The 21,914-nt window shown below is 70.4% G+C and carries 25 protein-coding genes, 1 tRNA gene and 2 pseudogenes; 21 read left to right on the top strand and 7 right to left on the bottom strand.

The annotated features are described in order from the left end of the window. Positions 1–42: 42 nt before the first annotated feature. Positions 43–333 (top strand): hypothetical protein, encoded by a 291-nt coding sequence (locus ACFY3C_RS17795; RefSeq protein ID WP_386572987.1) that lies wholly within the window; start codon positions 43–45, stop codon positions 331–333. A gap of 8 nt (positions 334–341) precedes the next feature. Beyond that, complete coding sequence (locus ACFY3C_RS17790; RefSeq protein ID WP_386572986.1) at positions 342–740, top strand: hypothetical protein; 399 nt, start codon at positions 342–344, stop codon at positions 738–740. 10 nt (positions 741–750) lie between these two features. On the opposite strand, the gene ACFY3C_RS17785 is transcribed toward ACFY3C_RS17790, so the two are convergent. The 3 genes from ACFY3C_RS17785 to ACFY3C_RS17775 all read right to left on the bottom strand — a co-directional run bounded on the left by ACFY3C_RS17785 (position 751) and on the right by ACFY3C_RS17775 (position 2,231). Then, complete coding sequence (locus ACFY3C_RS17785) at positions 751–1,140, bottom strand: hypothetical protein (RefSeq protein ID WP_390771375.1); 390 nt, start codon at positions 1,138–1,140, stop codon at positions 751–753. Between the two features lie 71 nt (positions 1,141–1,211). After that, positions 1,212–1,619 (bottom strand): hypothetical protein, encoded by a 408-nt coding sequence (locus ACFY3C_RS17780; protein WP_390771374.1) that lies wholly within the window; start codon positions 1,617–1,619, stop codon positions 1,212–1,214. Between the two features lie 21 nt (positions 1,620–1,640). Then, a complete protein-coding gene (locus tag ACFY3C_RS17775) occupies positions 1,641–2,231 on the bottom strand; it encodes a hypothetical protein (protein ID WP_386572982.1) in 591 nt (196 codons plus the stop codon). A 55-nt stretch (positions 2,232–2,286) separates the two neighbouring features. Between ACFY3C_RS17775 and ACFY3C_RS17770 the strand changes: the two genes are divergently transcribed. The 13 genes from ACFY3C_RS17770 to ACFY3C_RS17710 all read left to right on the top strand — a co-directional run bounded on the left by ACFY3C_RS17770 (position 2,287) and on the right by ACFY3C_RS17710 (position 14,896). Further along, positions 2,287–2,859: a hypothetical protein gene (locus ACFY3C_RS17770; protein WP_390771373.1), complete on the top strand. Its 573-nt coding sequence runs from the start codon at positions 2,287–2,289 to the stop codon at positions 2,857–2,859. Positions 2,860–2,965: 106 nt separating this feature from the next. Beyond that, positions 2,966–3,859: a hypothetical protein gene (locus ACFY3C_RS17765; RefSeq protein WP_390771372.1), complete on the top strand. Its 894-nt coding sequence runs from the start codon at positions 2,966–2,968 to the stop codon at positions 3,857–3,859. 27 nt (positions 3,860–3,886) lie between these two features. Beyond that, positions 3,887–4,723 (top strand): hypothetical protein, encoded by an 837-nt coding sequence (locus tag ACFY3C_RS17760; RefSeq protein WP_390771371.1) that lies wholly within the window; start codon positions 3,887–3,889, stop codon positions 4,721–4,723. Continuing rightward, positions 4,710–7,100, top strand: coding sequence for a hypothetical protein (locus ACFY3C_RS17755; protein ID WP_390771370.1), 2,391 nt, complete (start codon positions 4,710–4,712; stop codon positions 7,098–7,100). Before ACFY3C_RS17760 ends, ACFY3C_RS17755 begins: the two co-directional genes overlap by 14 nt. Continuing rightward, positions 7,093–7,278, top strand: coding sequence for a hypothetical protein (locus tag ACFY3C_RS17750; RefSeq protein ID WP_386572976.1), 186 nt, complete (start codon positions 7,093–7,095; stop codon positions 7,276–7,278). The genes ACFY3C_RS17755 and ACFY3C_RS17750 overlap by 8 nt, the downstream gene beginning before the upstream one ends. Continuing rightward, a complete protein-coding gene (locus ACFY3C_RS17745; RefSeq protein ID WP_390771369.1) occupies positions 7,275–7,925 on the top strand; it encodes a hypothetical protein in 651 nt (216 codons plus the stop codon). Before ACFY3C_RS17750 ends, ACFY3C_RS17745 begins: the two co-directional genes overlap by 4 nt. A gap of 25 nt (positions 7,926–7,950) precedes the next feature. After that, complete coding sequence (locus ACFY3C_RS17740; protein WP_390771368.1) at positions 7,951–8,793, top strand: peptidoglycan-binding protein; 843 nt, start codon at positions 7,951–7,953, stop codon at positions 8,791–8,793. A 12-nt stretch (positions 8,794–8,805) separates the two neighbouring features. After that, entirely contained in the window at positions 8,806–8,940 is a 135-nt protein-coding gene (locus ACFY3C_RS17735; RefSeq protein WP_386572972.1) for a hypothetical protein, read from the top strand. Continuing rightward, entirely contained in the window at positions 8,937–9,191 is a 255-nt protein-coding gene (locus tag ACFY3C_RS17730; RefSeq protein WP_094215896.1) for a hypothetical protein, read from the top strand. The genes ACFY3C_RS17735 and ACFY3C_RS17730 overlap by 4 nt, the downstream gene beginning before the upstream one ends. Before the next feature lie 158 nt (positions 9,192–9,349). Then, positions 9,350–10,612: an FG-GAP repeat domain-containing protein gene (locus ACFY3C_RS17725; RefSeq protein ID WP_390771367.1), complete on the top strand. Its 1,263-nt coding sequence runs from the start codon at positions 9,350–9,352 to the stop codon at positions 10,610–10,612. Positions 10,613–10,805: 193 nt separating this feature from the next. Next, positions 10,806–12,284 (top strand): VCBS repeat-containing protein, encoded by a 1,479-nt coding sequence (locus ACFY3C_RS17720; protein ID WP_390771366.1) that lies wholly within the window; start codon positions 10,806–10,808, stop codon positions 12,282–12,284. Positions 12,285–12,348: 64 nt separating this feature from the next. Then, positions 12,349–13,773, top strand: coding sequence for an FG-GAP-like repeat-containing protein (locus ACFY3C_RS17715; protein WP_390771365.1), 1,425 nt, complete (start codon positions 12,349–12,351; stop codon positions 13,771–13,773). Positions 13,774–13,864: 91 nt separating this feature from the next. Continuing rightward, the gene (locus ACFY3C_RS17710; protein ID WP_390771364.1) at positions 13,865–14,896 is read left to right on the top strand and encodes a YIP1 family protein; all 1,032 of its coding nucleotides are present in this window, start codon (positions 13,865–13,867) and stop codon (positions 14,894–14,896) included. An 87-nt stretch (positions 14,897–14,983) separates the two neighbouring features. On the opposite strand, the gene ACFY3C_RS17705 is transcribed toward ACFY3C_RS17710, so the two are convergent. Then, positions 14,984–15,481 (bottom strand): phosphoribosyltransferase, encoded by a 498-nt coding sequence (locus tag ACFY3C_RS17705; RefSeq protein WP_389188797.1) that lies wholly within the window; start codon positions 15,479–15,481, stop codon positions 14,984–14,986. Positions 15,482–15,494: 13 nt separating this feature from the next. After that, positions 15,495–16,070 carry a dCTP deaminase gene (gene dcd / locus ACFY3C_RS17700; protein ID WP_386572966.1) on the bottom strand — a complete coding sequence of 192 codons (576 nt, stop codon included), beginning with the start codon at positions 16,068–16,070 and terminating at the stop codon, positions 15,495–15,497. 544 nt (positions 16,071–16,614) lie between these two features. Here dcd and ACFY3C_RS17695 point away from each other — a divergent pair. Together ACFY3C_RS17695 and ACFY3C_RS17690 are read left to right on the top strand one after the other, a co-directional pair. Then, positions 16,615–16,688: transfer RNA gene (locus tag ACFY3C_RS17695), tRNA-Gly, on the top strand. Between the two features lie 536 nt (positions 16,689–17,224). Next, positions 17,225–17,743, top strand: a complete 519-nt coding sequence (locus ACFY3C_RS17690) for a DUF3761 domain-containing protein (protein ID WP_390771363.1) — start codon at positions 17,225–17,227, stop codon at positions 17,741–17,743. Between the two features lie 39 nt (positions 17,744–17,782). Here ACFY3C_RS17690 and ACFY3C_RS17685 read toward each other — a convergent pair whose 3' ends face one another. Further along, positions 17,783–18,262 carry an ASCH domain-containing protein gene (locus ACFY3C_RS17685; RefSeq protein WP_390771362.1) on the bottom strand — a complete coding sequence of 160 codons (480 nt, stop codon included), beginning with the start codon at positions 18,260–18,262 and terminating at the stop codon, positions 17,783–17,785. 397 nt (positions 18,263–18,659) lie between these two features. After that, positions 18,660–18,764: pseudogene (locus ACFY3C_RS17680) on the bottom strand (VapC toxin family PIN domain ribonuclease); the annotation flags it as partial. A 339-nt stretch (positions 18,765–19,103) separates the two neighbouring features. Here ACFY3C_RS17680 and ACFY3C_RS17675 point away from each other — a divergent pair. The 4 genes and pseudogenes from ACFY3C_RS17675 to ACFY3C_RS17660 all read left to right on the top strand — a co-directional run bounded on the left by ACFY3C_RS17675 (position 19,104) and on the right by ACFY3C_RS17660 (position 21,763). Next, positions 19,104–19,307, top strand: coding sequence for a cold-shock protein (locus tag ACFY3C_RS17675; protein WP_030648194.1), 204 nt, complete (start codon positions 19,104–19,106; stop codon positions 19,305–19,307). A 182-nt stretch (positions 19,308–19,489) separates the two neighbouring features. Next, positions 19,490–20,966, top strand: a pseudogene (locus tag ACFY3C_RS17670) (DEAD/DEAH box helicase). Between the two features lie 77 nt (positions 20,967–21,043). Next, complete coding sequence (locus ACFY3C_RS17665; RefSeq protein ID WP_390771361.1) at positions 21,044–21,385, top strand: CBS domain-containing protein; 342 nt, start codon at positions 21,044–21,046, stop codon at positions 21,383–21,385. A 60-nt stretch (positions 21,386–21,445) separates the two neighbouring features. Then, positions 21,446–21,763, top strand: a complete 318-nt coding sequence (locus ACFY3C_RS17660; RefSeq protein ID WP_390771360.1) for an SCO5918 family protein — start codon at positions 21,446–21,448, stop codon at positions 21,761–21,763. Positions 21,764–21,914: the final 151 nt, after the last annotated feature.

The following is a 21,914-nucleotide window of genomic DNA, read 5'->3' as shown; positions in this document are numbered from 1 at the left end:
ACGCCGGGCGCGCGCCCCCAACTCACCTACAGGGAGCCCGACATGACCGCCTTCGACGTCAACGCCGCCCGCGCCCAGCGCCTGGAAGCACTCGGCCGGGACTGGTCCTTCGCCCTGGACGGCGACCGCTTCACGCTGCCGACCGAACTCACCCGCACCACCGCCCGCAAGCTGCGCGACCTCGACGACAACGACGTGGACGGGCTGCTCCGACTCCTGCTGGGCGAGGGGCAGTTCGCCCGGTTCGAGCAGCACGACGTCACGATGCAGGACATCGCCGCGATCCTGGAGGCCTACGGCAAGGAGACGGGGCTCGGCCTGGGGGAAGGCTGAGCCTCGGCGTGCTCGTCGAAGAGCACGCCGAGGCCCTGGAGGCGGATCTGCTCCGCCACTACGGCGTCGATCTGCTGGACTGGCACCGCGGCCGGCTCACCTCCCGCCGGGTCGCGGTGCTGGTCCGGCACCTCCCACGGGACAGCGCGCTGCTGCGCGAGCTGCACGGGGAGGCCGCCGAGTGGACGACGACGGACCACCTGCTGGCCGCAGCGGTCGATCAACTCGCCGAGGCCAACTGGATGTTCGCCATGGTCAACCGGGACGAGGACAGCGAGCCGCCGGAGTATCCACAGCCGGTACCGCGACCGGAGGGCAGAACACCGGCCGCCGAGGAGGAGCCCGCCCCTGACCGGGACGCGGATCCCCTGCCCTCGCTCCGGGAGATCCAGCAGTTCTTCGCCTGAGAGGGCGAGGTCAGAGGTAGGAGATCCCCGCCAGCACGAGCAGAATGCTCGCGATGCCGCCGACGAACCACGGCACAATGCCGCGGCCGAGTTCCGATGTCATCTGCCCGTACCAGGGATGCACGGGGTCGTAAATGATGTCCACCGCCTGGCCGATGCCCGTCGGGGGAAACCTGTAGTGCTGGGTGGTGATGGTGTACTGCGCGCCGTCGGCCTCGTACCGGAGCTGCAGAGCCACGGCGCCGTCCTTGTTCCGGGCCTGATTGACGCACTGGGCGCGAACAGTGACTCCCCGGCGCCGCAGCGCCCCGTCACGCCAGATGAACAAGACCGCCCCGGCCAGCGAAGGTATTCCGAAGAGCAGGATGTCCGGTACCCAGTCACGCAGCCCATCGAGCACGATCCCCCGCCTCCCCCGAAGAGGGTGTCCATACCGCGAACCTATCGCCACCCCAGGCCGCGCGAGAAGTGTCACAGCAGGTTGAACACTCCGAGGGCAGCCGTCCCGGCGCCGATCACTGTTGCGGCCAGCGCGACCGGCCAGAGGCGGACTCGCGGATACCTGCCCGCGGGATAGAAGAACAGCTGGTAGCCGGGATCGAAGTCTATGAGAATTCGCTCCCCTGGCGAGAGCTGCGGATCACTGAATCCGCGTGGGGTTCCAGAACAGTCCTGGGAAGCGGAACCAGACTTTGCGTCAACGGGCGTGAATCGATACGAGATTCCCGTCGGCAGCTTGACGGAATCACGGATCTCGACCTCCTGGGTGACTTTACGCCCGTGCTCACGCAAGCCATGCACAAAGAGGTTCACCCCCCACACGACGGCGGCGACACCTGCGCAGAGCTCGAAAACCGCTGCAATGACCCCCAGGTTCACGGAGCGACCCTCCCAAGGTGGTCAGAGGAGCACCAGGAACACCAGGCCGGCGAGTGTGCCGAGGGCCATGGCCGCGTAGTGCGCGATCTCGAACCGAGTGAGCGGCCCGGTCCACGGCTTCGCTCGTTCCTGGCGTTTGCTGTCGTTGAGCGGTACATCGGCCGCGTGCAGGACCGAAACCGTGCGGTCCTGTGCCGGAAGCCTGGCGATCCGAATCGCTTCCAGGATCACGGCAACGACCACGATGAAAGCGAAGACCAGCCGAGGTACCGGTGAGTCACGAGTGGCGATGATTCCCACGCACAAGGCGATCCCGGAAAGGACAAGATACGTACCGACAAACTGCCGGGCCGGGATCCGCCACCCAAAGAACACATGATGGCCGAGCAGAATCCACTGACCCAGACCTATGGTGAGAATTCCGCCGCCGATAACGACCGTTACGAGGTTTCCGGTGGCCGTGTCACAGGCCGGCTGGAATCGCCCGCCACACGATCCTTTCTGAGCGATTTGGTAGACGGCCCAGGCCGTGACGGGGACGGCCGCGAAGAACACCGCCGTAGCGAGGACGTTGACCGCCTCCCACCGACCGAACTTGCGCAGATTTGTCACGATCCAACCCCCCTGGCAATCGACCAGCCGCAGGATAGCAGGAGATGGAGTTTCGATGCCCCGGAACATCAAACAAATCGACGCCGATCTGACGAATCTGCAAAAGGACTTCACGGATTCCCAGAAGTGGATCCAAAGCTTCAGGAAGAAGGTGGAGCGCGGCGGCGCCAAGGCGGAGGCGGTGGGCGGAGCCGCGGCTGCCACGGGCGGCTCGGTGGAGGTTACCGGCGCTTCGCTCGGGCTGAAGCTGTTCAACGCCGAGCACACTTTCTTCGACCTGCGGGAGATGATCGACCGCCGCAAGGGTCTGTTGCCGGAGCAGATCAAACCGGTCGCCGACCGCGCCGCCGCCGCCGTGGACCGCATCTATCCCGTCACCGTACGGCTGAACACCGAGTTCCCGGAGGTGAAGCGCACCGTACAGGCGGCCCATGAGCGTCTCAACCGCATTCAGCCGAAGGTCAGCTCGCTCGAATCCTCCCTGCGCGCGATGCGCAACCGTGTGGGAAACAGCGTCCCCGGGTCCCGTACCGCCAACTACTCGAACATGGGGAGCTTTTCCGAGGCCGCGGCACAGATAAACAGGCTGGAAAACCGCATCGACAGGCTGGTTTCCGCGCTCGGCTGACCTCCCGACCCAATCGGAGTAACTCGTGTCTCTTGTCTCCTCGCTGACCCGCGCTTCGGGTGCGGTCAGCCGTTTTCGCAGTACGGCCGGATCGGCCGCGAGCTCCATGGGAACACTGAAGGGGCGCATCGACCAGGCAGGAAGCGCCGCCGGGCAGCTCCGCGGCGGCCTGCAGAGCGCCGACACCTCGGTCACCAAGGCCAAAGGCTCCACCGGCAAGTTCAAGACATCCCTCGACCACCTCAAGTCCAGTTCCAACAACGCCAAGAACGCGCTCCGTGACGTCAAGCGGCAGTCCGACGCCGTGGAGAAGTCCGTCGGGAACGCCGGCAAGAAGGCGACCACGAGCGGGACTTCGATGAAGGGGTTCGGGACGGGGCTGAAGGGTGCGTCGCTCGCGCAGAAGGGGCTCAACACCGCCATGAAGGCCAATGCCTTCGGGCTGATCATGACCCTGCTCGCGCCGCTCATCTCGCAGTTCATCAACATGGACAAGGTCTCCGCCGCCCTCGCCAAGGGCGTGAAGTGGGCCTGGAACGCCATCTACGGGGCCGTCAAGAACCACGCCGGGCCGATCAAGTCCGTGCTGAAGGGCATCATCAACGCCTTCACGGCCCTGCCCCGCGCCTACATCAGCGGCCTCAACGCGATGATCGGCGCCCTGAACCGCATCCACGTGAAGATCCCGGGTTGGGTGCCCCACTTCGGTGGCCGTGAGTTCGGCATCAACCTGCCGATGCTGCCCAACATCCCCGCGCTCGCCCAGGGCGGCATCGTGCCCGCCCGCACCGGCGGCACCCTCGCACTGCTCGGCGAGGCCGGCGAGTCCGAGGCCGTCATCCCGCTGTCGAAGCTCGACCGGGTGGCCGGCTCCGGCGGCCTGCACCGCCTGGCCGCCGCCGTGGAGCGGCTCGCCGAGCGGCCCGTCGTCGTCCAGGTCGACTCGCAGACCATCGCCCGCGCCGTGTTCCTCGGCCAGCGGCAGCTCGCCCGCCGGTGACCACCGGCCCTCAGGAAGGAGGAGTTCATGGGCAACCTCTGGATCGGCCCGCCCGGTGACCTGTACGAGATCGACCAGGCGGCCAAGTCGTTCGAGCGCGCCGCCGACCTCGGCGTCACTGAGTTCAAGGCGCTCTCCGGCCGGGTCACCCTCACCCGCACCGCGCCGCCCGTCCGCCGGATCAAGCTGAGCTGGGACATGCTGGAGCCCGAGACCGCGCGCGTCCTCGACCGGCTCGCCCGCCGTGTCGACGTCGTCGGAGGCGGCGTCGGCCCGCTCGTGCTGATCGACCCCGCCGCCGGCAACGTCCTGGAGCCCGCGCAGGCCACGGGCCGGGGGCCGGCCGGGGCGAGCGGGCTCGCGCAGTGGTTCCGGGTGTCGGCCACCGGAGCCGTCACGGAGACCACCCCCGGCGTCTTCGCGTTCACCGCCGCCGACGCCACCGGCCAGGTCGCCTGGCGCTGTGTGCCGTGGAGCGGGAACTTCCCGGCCGCCGCGGGGCTGCGGGTGTCCTTCCGCGCCCCGACCGCGTTCGCCGCCCTCGGCACGGTGTCCGTCGGGATCGACTTCAAGAAGGCCGACGGGACGTATCTCAGTTCGGCGTCGATGACGGGGCCGTACGTGGCGGCCACCGTCCCCGCGGGCGCCACCCACCTCACGCCCACCGCCAAGTCCGGCGCCGCCGGCACCTTCTCCCTGGCCGGCGCCTGCCTGACGTACGGCGGGGACGGCGCCGCCGACGACGTACCGGGAGACGGGCTGCCGCAGCTGGCCGTCACCGGCTACACGGACACCCCGGGCCGCCCGCTGCCGTACCGGAACATCGGCGTCGACCTGGTGGAGGTGACCCGTGCAGCGGGCTGACCAGGCGACGAAGGACGCGCTCGCGGCCGGCGAGCGCACCGTCACGCACACCACCCGGCTGGGCGGCCGGGACGTCTCCGCGCAGGTGCAGTCCTGGCAGGTCGAGCGGTCGTACGCGACCGATCTGCCGGCCGCGATGCGCGCCTTCTCGGGCAGTTCCGCCGCCCAGCTCACCCTCCAGCTCGGCGGCGACGGCGCACAGCCGGCCCCCGCGCTCTACTCGCCGTGGGCGCCGCACGCCACCGGTGACCTGGCCCGGCCCGGCCAGAGCGTGGTGCACGAGGCCGGGGTGGGCGGCGGCACGCTGCCCGTCTTCCGCGGCACCCTGCGCAATCGCAGCGCCGCCTCCGGCACCGACGCCGTGCAGCTCACCGCGCTCGACGGCGCCGAGCGGCTGCGCGCACCGGCCGAACTCCCGCGCCCGTACACGGGGTTGAACTGGGGCCGCCCGGTGGCCACCGCCACCTGGTGCGTGGACGAGCTGCTGCGCCAGGCCGGGCTCCTCACCTCGCCCCCGCCGCGCGCGGCACAGTTCACCGCGGGCCAGCCGCTGAGCCTGGTGCACGCCACCCTGCACGGCGGGTTCGCGACCCCCTTCGGCATGCCGGAGGACCTGCCCGACCCGCGCCACTACACCTGGTCGCGGGCCGGCGCCCCGCACGAGATGGCGCTGGTGCCCAAGGGGCTGCCGCCCGGCGAGAGCGGGGTGACGGCCTCCTGGTTCCCGCGCAGCCGGGTCACCGTGCCGGGCAGCCGGCTGTTCGTCGAGGCGTGGGTGAACAACGCGGTCGGCATCGGCGACACCGTCCGCCTGGACGTCGACATGAACCGCACCGGCACCGGCGTCGGCACGCTCTCCCTCGCCCTGGACTTCGTCAAGGGGCAGGCCGTCGTCTGGTCGCTCAGCAGCGACACCTCCGTGCCCGGCAGCGGCCTGGTCTGGAGCGACAACGGCACCGCGATGAAGACGCAGCGGGGCGTGTGGCACGTCGGCGTGTTCCTCGACCTGACCACGGTCAGCGGAAGCAGCGCGCTGCCCGTCGCCACGCCGGTCATGACCGCCCCGAACGGCGCCACCTGGACCGGCGTCGCCGGGTCCTTCACGCTCACCAGCGGACCGCAGCCGGTCTCCGAGCTGCGCAAGGTGCGCCTGGTCACCGCCATGGCCGTGGAGAACGTCCAGGTCACCAGCGGCCTGACGGCGGTGCCGTCGGCGAGCGACTTCTCCCAGACCGCCGCCTGGACGAAGACCGCCGAGCTGGACGAGGCGATCCTGCCGCTGCGCACGATCCCCAAGGTGTCGGGCTCGCAGTGGGAGGCCATCGGGCAGATCGCCAAGGCGAGCATGTCGACGGCCGAGCTGGACGAGCGCGGCCGGTTCCGGTGGCGCAACTTCACCCGGTTCGCGACCGTGCCCAAGGAAGCCGACCTGACGCTGACGTCGGTGCGGGACATCGCCGCGCTCACCGTCACCGAGGAGATCGACGCCTGCCGCAACTTCTGTGTGCAGCCCGCCAAGGACTACGGCGCGGTCGGGCTGGTCGCCGGCGACGCGGTCGTCGACACCCTCGTCCGGGAGATCCCCGGCAACGGCACCCTCACCGTCTCGTACACCTTCGGCGAGGACGAGCTGGACATCGGCCCGCCGGACACGGACGACGACAGCGTGACCACCTCCGGCTCCAACTTCCGTGTGTCCGCCTCGCGGGCGGCCGGGGCGACGGCGATCAAGGGCGCGGTGGACGCGATGGTGCGCCGCGAGGACGGAACGATCGTGCTGCGGCTGACCAACCGCACCGCCCAGACGCTGTACACGGTCACGCAGAAGGGCGAGCCGTCCATCCGTATCGTCCCGCTGCGGCCGGACAAGGATCCGGTGGAGCGGCAGGCGGTGTCGTACGTCGCCGGCTCGGCGAGCGAACGCTGGTACGGCCGCCAGGAGTTCTACGGCGACACCAGCGACTGGGTGCAGGACGTGACGGCGGCCCGGCAGCTGGCGGACGCGATGCGGGCCGCGGGCGAGTACCCGGTGCCTGTGTTCGGGGACGTCCAGGTGCTGTACGACCCGCGCATCCAACTCGGCGACGTCGTACGCCTGGTGGACTCCGCCGGGGCCGCGCTGGACACCCTCGCCTGGGTCGTGGGCGTCACCACCGCCGCGTCCCCGGACGGCGGGGTGCAGCAGACCCTGAGCCTGCGCGGTGTCCGGGCGAACGACGTGCCGCAGGACGCCGGTCTCACCCCGGACGCGCCCGCCCTGCCCGCACCGGCCGCGGCCGCCACCTACGCCGACGTCACGCGCGTGTACGCCACCCTCGCGGACCTGCTCGCCGCCAACGCCACCTGGAACGACGTGAAGGAGACCGCACTTGTCTGAGACCCCGCCCGAGCCGGTGCCGGTGCAGCCTCCGCCGGAGCTGCTGGCGGAACTCGCCGAGGCCACCACGCCGGGCCCCGACCCCGACGAGGCCCCGCCGCCCGCCGACGACGGCCTGCTCACGGTCGTCGTCGACGGCCCCGTCCAGTCCGCCCTCGCACCCCAGGAGCCCGCATGACCACGCAGTACACCGCGCTGAGCAGCCTTCCCTACCCGCAGGCCACCGACCCGGCCGACCTGCCGGCCCATCTCAAGGCGCTCGCCGACGCGCTCGACGGCCGTACCGTGCTGCGCTTCGCGGACGCCGCCGCGCGCGACGCCAAGGTGACCAGCCCGGTCGCCGGGATGCTCGCCTGGATCGGCACCCCGGGCCGGCTGATGTACTACACGGGTTCGGCCTGGGTGCCCGCCGCCCCGAGCCCGGTCTACAAGATCAACCTCGACGCGGGCGACACCACCGTGGCGACGTACACCGAGACGCTCAGCAACGCGGTCGGCGACCCCATGGCGGCCTCGTTCACCGCACCCGCCTCCGGCCAGGTCCTCGTCACCGTCGGCGGCTACCTGTGGTCGTCGGTGGCCAACTACTCCTCCTTCATGTCGGCCAACATCCGCAACTCCTCCAACGCGGTGGTGCTGGCGGCCGACGACAACCGGGCCGCGCTCCTCAACAGCACCTCCAAGGCGTCGGTGTCCGCCCAGTTCCTGGTCACCGGCCTGACCCCGGGCGCCACCTACACGGGCACCCCCGCCTACCGCTCGGGCGCGACCACCAACACGGCCAACTTCGACAGCCGTTTCATCCGCATCGACCCGATCCCCTAGAACCGGAACCAACGGGAGAGCCGCCATGGCAAACCCTCTGTCCGCCGACGCCTTCGTCCGCGCCCTGCGCGACGAAGGCGTCGTCGTCCGCGAACACGCCGACTGGCGTACCCACAACCGCAACCACAAGGGCCCCTGGGGCCCGGTCCACGGCGTGATGCTGCACCACACGGCCGGCACCGACAGCCTCCGCCTGTGCCTGGACGGCACCGCGGCGCTGCCCGGCCCGCTCTGCATCGGCCTGGTCACCAAGGACGGCACGGTCCACCTGGTGGGCTACGGCCGCACCAACCACGCAGGCGCCGGCTCCAGCGCGGTCCTGGCCGCCGTACGCGCCGAGCGGACCCAACTGCCGGCCCCCGGCCCGGACGCCGTCGACGGCAACTCCTGCTTCTACGGCTTCGAGATCGAGAACCTGGGCACCGGCCGCGACCCGTACCAGCCCGCCCAACTCGCCGCCGTGGAAGGCCTGTCGGCGGCCCTGTGCCGGGCGCACAGCTGGTCCGCCGCGAGCGTGATCGGCCACAAGGAGTGGACCCGCCGCAAGATCGACCCGTCCTTCTCGATGCCGGGCATGCGCGCCCGGGTCGAGGCCCGCCTGCGCCTGCGCCCAGCGCCGTACGAACCCTTCCCGGGCGCCGCCTACTTCGTGCCCGGCCGCCGCGGCGCCCTGATCACGGCGGTCGGCGAGCGCCTGGTCGCCGAGGGGTGCGGACGGTACGCCGTCGGCCCCGGCCCGGTGTGGGGCGAGGCCGACGTCCGCTCGTACGCCGCATGGCAACGCAAGCTCGGCTACACGGGTGCCGCCGCCGACGGTGTGCCGGGCCGGGCGAGCTGGGACCGGCTGCGGGTGCCGCGCACGAGCTGAGGAGGCCGACCGATGACCGACGCCACGCGCCGCACCCTCCGAACGGCCGTACAGACCCTCGTCGCCCTCGTACCGCTGCTCGCCGGGGAACCCGCGGCGCGGGACGCCCCCGCGGTCGCCGCCGCGCCGGAGGAGGCGGCACCGTGACCACCCGCGAAGCGGAAGGAGTCGCCCTGGAACTCGAACGCCTCCGCCGCTCGGTCGACGTCGGTTTCGCCACCACCCGCGGTGACCTGGCCCTCCTCCTCCAGCGCGCCGACCAGACCGACAAGACCCTCGGCGACCACGAGGACCGCCTCGACGCCCTGGAGCGCACCCGCTGGCCCCTGCCGTCCCTGGCGGCACTGACCTCGTGCGCGGCCCTCGCCCTGACCCTGTGGGAGGCGGCCCGCAGATGACCGCGCCGGCGCCCCCTGCCCTCCCCGGCGGGGGGCGCCGCCGCGTGACCGATCCCGCACCCTCCGCCCCTTACCCCGCCCCTCGAACACGTGCATCATTGCGAGGTTGTCGGGCGACGGTGCTGACGAGGTGAACGGTGCGCGTGCGAAGAGGCGGGATGTCCACGGCGGTGCTCTGTGCCACCCTGCTCCTCGCTGCCTGCGGCCCCGCCGCCCCGGACGCCGGCCACGACACCTCCACCCGCATCGCCGACGCCCCCGCCCGGCTCCCCGTCCCGCACGGCAAGGGCAGCAGGACCCCCGACGACTTCAACGGCGACGATCACCGCGACCTCGTCCTCAACGACCTGGCCAAGGAACAGAGTCACGCCGACGACGCCGGCATCGGCATCGTCTACGGCGGCCCGCACGGACTCGCGCCCGGCGCCCGGCAGTTGCTCAGCGCGCAGAAGCAGGCAGCACCCACCAAGGGTCAACTCCCGGCCGTCTTCGACGCGGAGGAGAGCTGCGACCTGGACGGCGACGGCTTCACCGACCTCGTCGTGTCGACCGACCCGCCGTACGACGGCCAGGGCCGGCCCCCCGTGCCGCTGCAGATCCTCTTCGGCTCCCCCGCCGGCCTGACCGGCCGCGCCGTGAAACTGACCGTCCCGGACGCGGCCCGCTTCGGCAACGACTGGCCGGACCAGCCGGTGTGCGGCGACTTCGACGGGGACGGGAAGCAGGACCTGGTGCTGCACGCGTCCGGCGGCAGGCTCTCGTACCTGCGCGGCCCGTTCAGCCGCAAGGGCGCTCCCCGGGCGGCCGGTGCACCGCCGGCCTCCCCCGGCGAGGTGCCCGCCGGCCCCGCGGCCGACGTCGACGGCGACGGCTACGACGACCTGATCGTCCGCGCGGCGGCAGGCACCGCGACGTCCGCGCTGGTCCTCGGCGGCCCCGGCGGCCCGACGCGCACCGGAGCCGCCCTTCCCGCCGGCGCCGACGTCGCACTCGGCCGTTTCGGCAAGGGCAGCGCGCTGGACGCGGCGGTCGGCGGCACGGGGGAGACGTTCCTGCGCTACGACCTCCCGGCAGCCACGCGGGCCACGCTCGCCGCCCCGGGCTCGATGCTCGACGCCGCCGACTTCGACGGCGACGGCCGCGACGAACTCGTCTCCAGCGCCTCCCGGCTGCGCCTCTTCCGCGCCGGCCCGGCCGGCCTGTCCACGAAGGACGCGGTCACCGTCGTACCGCCCGCGCCCGGCACGACCCGTGTCCTCGCGGCCGCCGACTTCGACGGGGACGGGCGGGCGGACCTGGTGGTGCGGACGTACCGGGGCGAGACGAAGGACACGGTCGCCGTGTACCGGGGGTCGCAACGGGGGCTGCTCGAAACGAAGCCGGCGATGACCTTCTCCACCTCGGCGTTCCTCGCACCGTAACCGTTTTCCCTCAGGTCACGACAGCCTCAGGAATTTACCGAACTCCTGTACAACCCTTACGCGCCGGTGCCGGTCTCCTGATCGCCGAACGCTCCGTGAACCGCAGGACAACTCGCGACGAACACGGACGTCCGCACCCCATCGACTGGGGATGCCCCGCCAGGCATTCCCGCATGCCGCAGGAGAATCACGCATGCACAAGCCTCTGCGACTCGCCCTCGCGACGGCCACCGCCGCCGCGCTGACGGGCGGTCTGCTCACGTTCTCGGCCGTGACCGCCACGGCCGCTGACTCCACAAGCGTCCCGCAGGCCGACTTCAACGGCGACGGGATCGGCGACACTGCCTTCTCCGCCCAGGGCGCCTACGTGGGCGGCAAGAAGGCGGCCGGCCAGGTGGTCGTCCTCTACGGCTCCGCCACCGGCGTCTCGTCCGCCAAGCGCTCCACGATCAGCCAGGACACCGCCGGCAGCCCCGGCACCGCCGAGACCGGCGACTACTTCGGCACGGACACCGCGTACGCCGACTTCAACAGCGACGGCTACGACGACCTCGCGGTCGGCTCCCCCGGCGAGAACGTGGGCAGCGACACCGACGGCGGCACCATCGCCATCCTGTGGGGCTCGGCCTCCGGCATCACCGGCAAGGGCGTCACGGTCGCCGACCCGGCCCCCACCGCGCACGACTACTGGGGCAAGAACCTCGCCGCCGGTGACTTCGACGGCGACGGCAAGGCCGACCTGGCCGTCGGCAGCTCCGCCGCCACCATCTACGTCCTCAAGGGCGGCATCAACAGCTCGGGCACCCCCGGCGGCAAGTACACGATCAAGCCCCCGATCATGGGCACCGACGCGGACGGCCCGCTCAACCTGACCGCCGGCAACATCAACGGCGGCCAGGAGACGGACCTGGTGGTCGACGGCTTCGAGACCGCCAGCGCCGAGGGCTGGAACCGCAACTACTACATCCCCGGCGGGGTGAACGGCCTCCACATGTCCGAGGCCATGCCCCTCAAGCCCGGCGTGATCACCGCGATCGGCGACATCGACCACGACGGCTACGGCGACGTCGTCAGCGGCGCCTACTGGAACACCACCACCGAGAAAGGCGCCCCCGTGCCCGACTCCGGCAAGGGCGGCAAGGTGTGGGTGACGTACGGCTCCGACGGCGGTCCCCTCACCACCAGCGCCACCGGCATCACCCAGGACACGGGCAACGTCCCCGGCACGGCCGAGGGCAACGACTTCTTCGGCTACGAGCTGGACCTGGGCGACGTCAACGGCGACGGCTTCCTCGACCTCGCGATCGGCGTGGCGGGCGAGAACATCGGCACCGCGACGAACACCGGTGCGGTCACCGTCCTCTACGGCACCGCGAACGGCCTGAACACCAACTCCGGCGCCCAGTTCTTCGCCCAGTCCACCGCGGGCGTGCCCGGCAACGACGAGGACGACGACTACTTCGGCCAGGACGTCAAGCTCGACGACGTCACCGGCGACGGTAGGGCCGACCTGCTCGTCGGCTCCACGGAGAACGCCGGCAACGGCGCGGTGACCTACCTGCCCTCCAACGGTACGAAGATCATCACCTCCGGCTCCCGCAGCGTCTCCCCGAGCACCTCGGGCGTCTCCACGACGGGCACGCCGTTCTTCGGCGCCAACTTCGCCGACTGAGCAACCCGTCCGCCGGGCCCGTATCCCCCGGGCCCGGCCCCCTCCTTCCTGCCGGAGCCCCGCCTTGCGCACCCGCACCCTCCTCGTGGCCGCCACCCTGACCACAGGCCTGCTCACCGTCCTGCCGGCCACGGCGGCCACTGCCGCCCCGGCCCGCTTCTCGGACGACTTCAACGGCGACGGCTACCGCGACCTGGTCACCGCCGCCCCGTCGGCCACGGTCGGCGGAAAGGCCCGGGCGGGTGCGGTGGTCGTGAACTACGGCTCCACCTCCGGGATCAGCGCCTCCCGGCACACGGTGATCACCCAGAACACCGCGGGCATCCCGGGCACCGCCGAGACGAACGACGAGTTCGGCGCGGCCCTCGCCTCCGGCGACCTCAACCGCGACGGCTACGCCGACCTGGTCGTCGGCACCCCCGACGAGAACGACGGCGCCGGCACCGCGGTCGTCGTCTGGGGCGGGAAGAACGGCCTCTCCGGCGCCTGGACCGTCCCCGGCCCCGGGTCCTCGGCACACGACGAGTACGGCCTCACCCTGGCGGTCGGCGACTTCACGGGCGACGGGCGCGCCGACCTCGCCGTGGGCAGCCTCGGCAAGGACGTGTGGATCCTCAAGGGCGGCTTCACCAAGGCCTCCGGCGCCGCATCCCGGTTCGTGCTGCGGACCGAGCTGGAGGCCGGTGTCATCCACGGCGCCCAGGGCCTGGCCGCCGCCGACGTCAACGGGGACCACGTCGACGACCTGGTGATCAGCGGCACCGACGAGCGGACGTACGACGACGGCCAGCTGGTGTACACGGGCTCCGCCGACCCCACCACGCCACTGTCCCTGCAGACCTTCGTGCACAGCGGCGCCTGGCGCACGGCCGCCGTCGGCGACCTCAACGGCGACGGCTACGACGACGTGGTCACGGCCACCGCCCCCGGCTCGGTCTTTGCGAACGACGGCGGCTCGGTCCGCGCCTACCTGGGCAGCGCGAGCGGCCTGCGCACCACGCCCCAGGCGACGATCACCCAGAACAGCCCCGGCGTCCCCGGCACCGACGAGCCCGAGGACTGGTTCGGCCACTCCCTCTCCGTCGGCGACGTCAACGGCGACGGGTACGCGGACGTGGCCGTCGGCGCGATCTACGAGGCCATCGGTCCCGACTGGCAGGCCGGCGCCGTCACCGTGCTGCGCGGCTCGGCCGCGGGTCTGACCGGCACCGGCGCGCAGTCCTTCTCCCAGGACACGGCCGGCGTCCCCGGCGCCGCCGAGGACAACGACTTCTTCGGCTCGGCGGTCCGGCTGTCCGACCTGAACGGCGACGGCAAGGCGGACCTGTCCGTCGGGGCGCACGGGGAGAACGACTCCGACGGCGCGCTGTGGAGCCTGCGCGGCTCGGCCTCCGGCATCCGGACCACGGGCGCGGTGTCCTTCGGCCCGGCGACGACCGGCGTCCCGGCCACGGGCTACCCGCATCTGGGCCGCCTGATGGGCCAGTGAAGGACTCGGCGAAGGGCTCGATGAGGGGCTCGGCGAAGGGCCGGTGAAACCGGGAGAATCCCTGGCACGTCCCCTGACGGTCCCTTAGGGGATGTCACAGGTCGGCAGCAAAGCCGGGCCCGTACCCCCGGGCCCGCCACGTCACTCTCCGGGACCAGGTACGTTCGATGACGTGGCTGGATTCAGGAACGGACGCGGGGGCCGGGACAACCGCACCCCCCAGGGACAACAGGCTCCGCAGGGACCGTCGTACGGGCACGGACAGGGACGCGGACCCGGCGGCCGGGGACAGGGCTACGGACAGCCCGGAGGCCGGCCCCAGGGCCCGTCGTACGGCTACCCGTCGGCGCCGCAGCCGTCGTACCCGCCGCAGGGGCAGTACGGCTACCCGGGCCCGGCCGACGACGGACCGGAGTACTTCGGCGACGGCGGCTACCCGGGCCAGGCGCACGACGGCGGCCACGATCCTTACGCCGCGAACAACCCGGGCCACACCCAGGCCTTCTCGGTCGACGAGGCCGCCGGCTACACCCAGGGCGCGACCTACCACGCCGGCGCGGCCGCCCCGTCCGGACCGACCGGCCCGCCGCTGCACTGGAAGGAGCTGCTGAAGGGGATCATCTTCTCCCCCGACCAGACCTTCCTGCGGATGCGGGACTACACGATGTGGGCCCCGGCCCTGATCGTCACGTTCCTCTACGGCCTGCTCGCCGTCTTCGGCTTCGACGGCGCCCGCTCGGACGCGATCAACGCGACGCTCTCCAACGCGATCCCGATCGTCCTGATCACCGCCGTCGCGCTGGTCGTGAGCGCCTTCGTCCTGGGCGTGGTCACCCACACCCTGGCCCGCCAGCTCGGCGGCGACGGCGCCTGGCAGCCCACGGTCGGCCTGTCCATGCTGATCATGTCCCTCACGGACGCCCCCCGCCTGGTCTTCGCCATGTTCTTCGGCGGCGACGCGGGCTTCGTCCAGGTGCTCGGCTGGGCCACCTGGATCGGCGCGGGCGCCCTGCTGACCCTGATGGTCTCCCGCTCCCACGACCTGCCCTGGCCGAAGGCGCTGGGCGCGTCGGCGATCCAGCTGATCGCGCTGCTGTCGATCGTGAAGCTGGGCACGTTCTAGAAGTAGAGATGCGAAAGGGCCCCCGGCGCTGTGCCGGGGGCCCTTCTCGTTACTGCTGTTGCTGCTTGCTACTGCTGCTGTTGCCGTCTAGGCGTCGAGGACCTGCCCGGCCCGCTTCACCACGGGCGGCTCGACGCTCCACGGGAAGTTGATCCACTCGTCGGTGCGCTTCCAGACGTACTCGCACTTCACGAGGGAGTGGGACTTCTCATAGATCACGGCGGAGCGCACCTCGGCGACGTGGTCGAGGCAGAAGTCGTGGACGAGCTTCAGCGTCTTCCCGGTGTCGGCGACGTCGTCGGTGATCAGCACCTTCTTGTCGGAGAAGTCGATGGCGTTGGGGACCGGCGCGAGCATGACGGGCATCTCGAGGGTCGTCCCCACGCCGGTGTAGAACTCGACGTTCACCAGGTGGATGTTCTTGCAGTCGAGGGCGTAGGCGAGCCCGCCGGCGACGAAGACACCCCCGCGCGCGATGCTGAGCACGATGTCGGGCTCGTACCCGTCGTCGGCGATGGTCTGCGCCAGCTCACGGATGGCGGCACCGAACCGCTCGTAGGTCAGGTTCTCCCGTACGTCACTCATGTCGTCGTCGCCCTCACACCTGGGTCCGATGGAAGTTCTGGAAGGACCGCGAGGCGGTCGGCCCGCGCTGCCCCTGGTACCGGGAGCCGTAGCGCTCGCTGCCGTACGGGAACTCGGCGGGCGAGCTGAGCCGGAACATGCACAGCTGGCCGATCTTCATCCCCGGCCAGAGCTTGATCGGCAGGGTGGCGAGGTTGGACAGCTCCAGGGTGACGTGACCGCTGAACCCGGGGTCGATGAACCCGGCGGTGGAGTGCGTGACGAGCCCCAGCCGCCCGAGCGAGCTCTTGCCCTCGAGCCGCGAGGCGAGATCGTCCGGCAGCGTGATGACCTCGTACGTGCTGGCCAGCACGAACTCACCGGGATGCAGGATGAACGGCTCGTCGCCGTCGGGCTCGACCAGTCGCGTCAGGTCGGCCTGCTCGATGGCCGGGTCGATGTGGGGGTACCGGTGATTCTCGAACACCCGGAAAAAACGGTCGAGACGCACGTCGATGCTCGACGGCTGCACCATGGATTCGTCGTAGGGATCGATGCGCACCCGCCCGGCGTCGATCTCGGCCCGGATGTCCTTGTCTGAGAGAAGCACGTCCCGAGGATACGCAAGGCGCGCGGAGCCGTGACAATCGTGACGGCTCCGCGCGCCTTTCGATCTTGCAGCGCCCTGCCCGCTACCGCTTCTGCAGCGTGACCGGCACCGCACTGCGGAGCCGGGCACACCGCGGACACCTCACCAGTCGGCCGGGGCCGAGCCGCTCGGCCTGCTGCATCGGGAACGAAGCGGTGCTGAACACGTGCCCGTCCGCACAGCGAACGACGGTGCGTTCCATCAAATCCCTCAAGTCCCTTCCCCAAGAGCCGCGTCCGGCTTACTGCCCTGACGACAAAAGCCACATTACGGGATCAAAGAGACGACTCTCCAGGCGGCACTCCGGCCCCACCCGGACCCTCTCCCACCTCTCCACGGTACGCCCCAACTCGCGTGCCCCGCACCGGGATCCCACCCCTGCGACCCACCTGCACCACACCCCCAACGCACGCGGACCCCGCGGTCCGAGCACCGGGGGTCTGCGATGAGGTACAGTGAGCGAGCGTTCGGACATCGACTCCGCAGAGCCGAATGTCCGTATTACGCGGGTGTAGTTTAATGGTAGAACATCAGCTTCCCAAGCTGAGAGCGCGAGTTCGATTCTCGTCACCCGCTCCAGAGAGAAACCCCAGGTCAGTGGCCTGGGGTTTGTTTGTTGTCTAGTCCAATTTGAGGGTGGCGTGCCCTCCGCGTGCCCTAAGTCGAGGCTGAGCGGTCACCAGGGGTGCCTGGACGCCTCTCTGGCCACCCCTGCCCTGGTTCGTCTCGAATGGCGAGACGTATTTCGCGTGATCTGCGCCGCAAGTTGCGTAAATGACGGTGAAGTCGCTTACGCAAAGGGCGACTTGCGGGCTGGCACGCAGCTGTCGACCATCCGGACTGCACTTCGGTCGTTTCGCAGCGGCAGCATGAGCGGGTGGTTCACAATGCGCGCCATGCCCACGAGGTACGACCGTTCTCGAAGACGCCGAACGTCATCGCGTTGTGGGCGTCCCACGAAGAAAGGGACGCCCTGCAAGCTCCCCCAGGAGATCGGCCGAGGCTGTCGGCACCACGCCACCCGAGCTGAGCGTGAAGCTGCCGCCGAGGAGGCAAGAGCTCGGACCGAGACGGCGAGGCAGCAGGCAGAACGAGAACAACGGACGATCAGAGTCGTGCTCTCGCTCGTCACCCTGGCCGTGTTTGCTGGCCTTGGCGTCGGTGTCTGGGATGCCTGGAAGAACGATCAGCACGAGTCCATGTGCCGGCCACACGGAACCGAGGCCCTTGCGCTGAGCGACAAGGCCCGCGCCGTACGGATTCCTTTGGTGTTCGCCGGCGACCCGAACATCAGCATCCTGCAGCTCGGGACCAAGCTCCCCGACGATCTCGGAAACCTCGACACCACATCGGCCACCGAGCTGGACATAGCAACGGCGTACGCCAAGAAGCGCGACCTGGCTGGTCAGGCTGCACGCGTCGTTCTCGACCACCAGGATTGCTTCGACAGCGACTTCATCGCCGAGGCCACCCGCATAGATCAGGCTCCTACCGAGGTCAGCCGGGTAGAAATGCCCTCACCCGCTCACTGCAGCGACGGGTGGCCGTCCAGCTCCATCGGCCGACGAGGTGCATGTTCACACCACGGCGGCGTTGTCGCTGGGCTCCCATGGGCCACGTTGTTCTTCGACTGATCACGTAGGACGCGGCAACCCAGGGCTTCGACCCTTGCCTTAGGCAGGCACCAGGTCTCCCAACGCTTCACGAAGGGCGGTGCCTACGACAGGTCCTGCCACGGCCACCTGCCGAAGCTCATCGCCCTTCATGTAGCGGCAGCTCTGCGGAGGGTGGAAAGCCCCCGCAGAGCGAAGCGCGCTGAGCGTCACCGGCTCGTCGAAGGAGACGGGATCCTCCAGCGTGAGGCCGCTCGCCTGAGTCGCGCCACTCATGCAGGCGTCGTACTCGCGCCGAGTGATGCCTGTCTGGGTGCGGTGGGCGGACCACACCTCCTTTGGGGAGGCGACATGGACTGAAGCGATGCGCGCCATGCCCACCAGAGCCATGGTGGGCGGGGTCGCGTACAGCAGAACAGGGGTCCCGGGCGGCGCGGCGACACGCTGGCGGCGGACTTCCACCGTCTTGCCGCCGGCCAGGATCGCGGTGGCAAAGCGCGGGTGGGCGGACAGCAGCATCGCGCATTCCGGATCGTTCACGTCGTTCGGTGCCTCTCAAGGGCCTGCCCGTCCACGCACCAGCCACCCAGAAAGCCTCCACCTGGAACTGCTGCGCAAAGAAGTCGCCACCACCCTGTGCACCCGCAGGACGGAGCTTGCAGGGGTGATGTGCTTCTGACGTGGCCATATGCGCTTGTGATCGGACCTTGTGATCGGACCCTTGTCGACCGTGATCGCCCGGCCTCCGGGACACGCGCACGTTTGCCAAAAAGCGCCGCTGGCCTGAGGTTTCGTGGCCCAATCCGGAAGCGTTCGCGTGTCCGAGTCCTCAGCCTGCTGTTCCCTCGGTGAGGCCGAGTCACGCGCCTCCTGCGCCTGAAGGCGACGGCTGGCCAAGTCCCTTCTGCGGATGGACTTCAGCACCAGGACGCTCGCGTCAAAGTGGCAGATCGTCGGGCAGTACCCGGTATGCCTTGTGGCGGCCCAGCGGGCGCACAGCCCGGAAGTCGCGCCGGTCGAGCGTGAGGATCGCGTCGGTGTCGTTCGTCGGCACGGTCGTCCGCTGATGACGACGGCAGTCGCGCCCAAGCCGTCGACGGAGGTCACAGCGCTGTGACCGGAAAGACTCGACGGCAACAGTGCGGCCCGGGAGAGCAATTTCTGTGGTCGGGAGGTGAGAATTCGACACGGCGCACGAGAAATATTCCTGAGACGGCAGACGGCCAGGAATTATTCACCACGCGAGGTCGCTCACGACGTGCTACTGTCGGTGTCAGTTGCAGGTGTGGTTGCCAGAAGGTTTTTCCGACGGCTGATCATCACGGCGACACGGAATGCGCACAGGGCGTATTCCTGACACCGCCTCCGAAGGAGAAACAAAATGGCTACTGGCACCGTGAAGTGGTTCAACGCGGAAAAGGGCTTCGGCTTCATCGAGCAGGACGGCGGCGGCCCCGACGTCTTCGCCCACTACTCCAACATTGCCACCCAGGGCTTCCGCGAGCTGCTGGAAGGCCAGAAGGTGTCGTTCGACATCGCGCAGGGCCAGAAGGGCCCGACGGCCGAGAACATCGTTCCCGCCTGACGCGTCGGCACTGACACATACTTCGCAGCTGGGGCCCGCACCTTGGGGTGCGGGCCCCAGCTCGCTTCATTTTCGGGGTGATTCAACCCTGTTTTTTTCCGGCTCGTTCTCGAGATTCTCTGCGCCGTTCATTTCACTGCGGAAATTCCTTGAATACGCGCCCGCATCGAGGAAGGTTCCGCATGAACCGTGCACGCACAACTCGCACATACGACCGCTTCGGAGGAAGCGCTGCCGTCGGCCGCTCCGCTGTTCAGAGCCGTTCCAAGGGCTACGGTGGCCGGCGGGCCGCACAAGGTGAGTTCGCACTGCCGAAGACGACCACACCGGCGTTGCCCGCCGTCGAGTCGTTCGCCGATCTCGCCATGCCGGCGCCGTTGCTGGCCGCGCTCGGCCAGGAGGGCGTGACCGTACCGTTCCCCATCCAGGCGGCGACCCTGCCGAACTCCCTCGCCGGCCGTGACGTACTCGGTCGCGGCCGAACTGGGTCGGGCAAGACCCTCGCCTTCGGCCTCGCGGTACTGGCCCGTGCGGCGGGTCGGCGCGCCGAGCCGCGCCGGCCACTGGCCCTGGTCCTCGTCCCCACCCGTGAGCTCGCCCAGCAGGTCGCCGACGCGCTCGCTCCCTACGCCCGCTCGGTGAGCCTGCGGCTCGCCACCGTGGTCGGCGGAATGTCCATCGGGAGGCAGGCCGGTGCGCTACGCGCCGGTGCGGAGGTGGTCGTCGCGACGCCCGGTCGGCTCAAGGACCTCATCGACCGGGGCGACTGCCGACTCGTCGACGTCGGCATCACGGTTCTCGACGAGGCCGACCAGATGGCCGACATGGGATTCATGCCCCAGGTCACCGCCCTGCTCGACCAGGTGCGCCCCGAGGGCCAGCGGATGTTGTTCTCGGCCACCCTGGACCGCAACGTCGACCTACTGATCCGCCGCTACCTGACCGACCCCGTGGTGCACTCCGTCGACCCGTCGGCCGGTGCCGTCACCACTATGGAGCACCACGTACTCCACGTGCACGACGCGGACAAGCACCGCACGACCACCGAGATCGCGGCCCGGGACGGCCGGGTCATCATGTTCCTGGACACCAAGCACGCCGTGGACCGGCTGACCGAACACCTGCTGAACAGCGGTGTCCGCGCCGCGGCTCTGCATGGTGGCAGGTCGCAGCCGCAGCGCACCCGGACCCTGGCTCAGTTCAAGGACGGTCATGTCACGGTCCTGGTCGCCACCAACGTCGCGGCCCGCGGCATCCACGTCGACAGCCTCGACCTGGTCGTCAACGTGGATCCGCCCAGCGACCACAAGGACTACCTGCACCGTGGCGGCCGTACGGCCCGCGCCGGGGAGTCCGGCAGCGTCGTCACCCTGGTGACACCCGACCAGCGCCGCGGCATGAGCCGACTGATGGCCTCGGCCGGCATCACCCCGCACATCACCCCGGTCCGCTCGGGCGAGGCGGAGCTGAGCCGCATCACCGGCGCCCAGACGCCCTCCGGCGTCCCGGTGGTCATCACCGCGCCTGCCGTGGAACGCACCCGCCGCGCATCTTCGTCCTCCCCCAGGCCGCCGGGGCCGCACCGGCCAGGGCCGACCCGTCGGCGCGGGGGTGCGCCGCAGGGCACAGCGGCGGCCCGGTAGCGACTCGGCTGCCTAGACCGGCGCGGTCCCAGGAGCCCCGTGGACGGCCGCCAGGGCCATGGGGCCGACCAGCCCTTACCGAAGGAGACACCCTTGACGCCAGAGCGGACGCAGTACCGCAGGCCGGACCCCGCCGCCGTGTTCGTGATCGACGGCAGCGAAGGTCACGGGCCTCGGGTATGTGATGACATGACCGTCGAGGTGGCTCTGGCCGTCATGGCGGGTGCCCGGGTCGATTACCTGACCGTGTGCGACGGGGACGACGAGAGCAAGGGCTTGGTCACCCTGGTCCGGCTCGCCGTTCTCCGTAACAGTTCCACGTACACGGACCGGATCCGCCTGCGGGACGTCCTCGACGGATCGCTGCCCCCTTCCGGCCCCGGCCCCGTCGATGAGTACGGCCGGGTTCCGGGCGGCGTCGCCCTCTCGCGCTGATCCGCCTCGCCCGGGCATCCCGTTCTCCTCCTCCCCGCGATTCCTCCCCTGTGAGGCATCATGCGCCATGTCATCGCCCGGTACCCGTTCGACCTGACCAGGACCGGGGTGCCGGCCTTGATGAAGGACGTCAGGCCCGAGCTCGTCACGGGTGCGTCCGTGACCATCGGCCGCCGCCACCCCGTCAAGCAGATGGATCAGGTCATCACGCGACAGGACCCCCGTGACTTCACCGCCGGTGACGCCACGCGGGCCATGACGCGCCTCGGCTTCACCTGCCACGACCGCCCCGGGGCCGCGCCCGGGGGCGTGGGCGGCCCCGCTCCGTTCCGGACCGCGTCGGCACTGCTCGGTGGCACCGGCCCCGTGGCCGTGTGAGGACGGGCGGGACACCGCCGTCAGGATCCCGGTGGGGGGGCGGGCGCCCCCCCGGGGGGGGGGGCCCCCCCCCCCGGGGGGGGCCCCCCCCCCACCCCCCCCCCGGCCCCCCGGGGGGGGCCCCCGCGCCCCCCGCGGAAGTGGGGGGGTG

Origin of the sequence: Streptomyces sp. NPDC001410 (genome assembly GCF_042895235.1) — a bacterium.
Lineage (GTDB): Bacteria > Actinomycetota > Actinomycetes > Streptomycetales > Streptomycetaceae > Streptomyces.
Note: the sequence above shows the minus strand (reverse complement) of the source record. Positions and strands in the feature narration are given on the sequence as shown.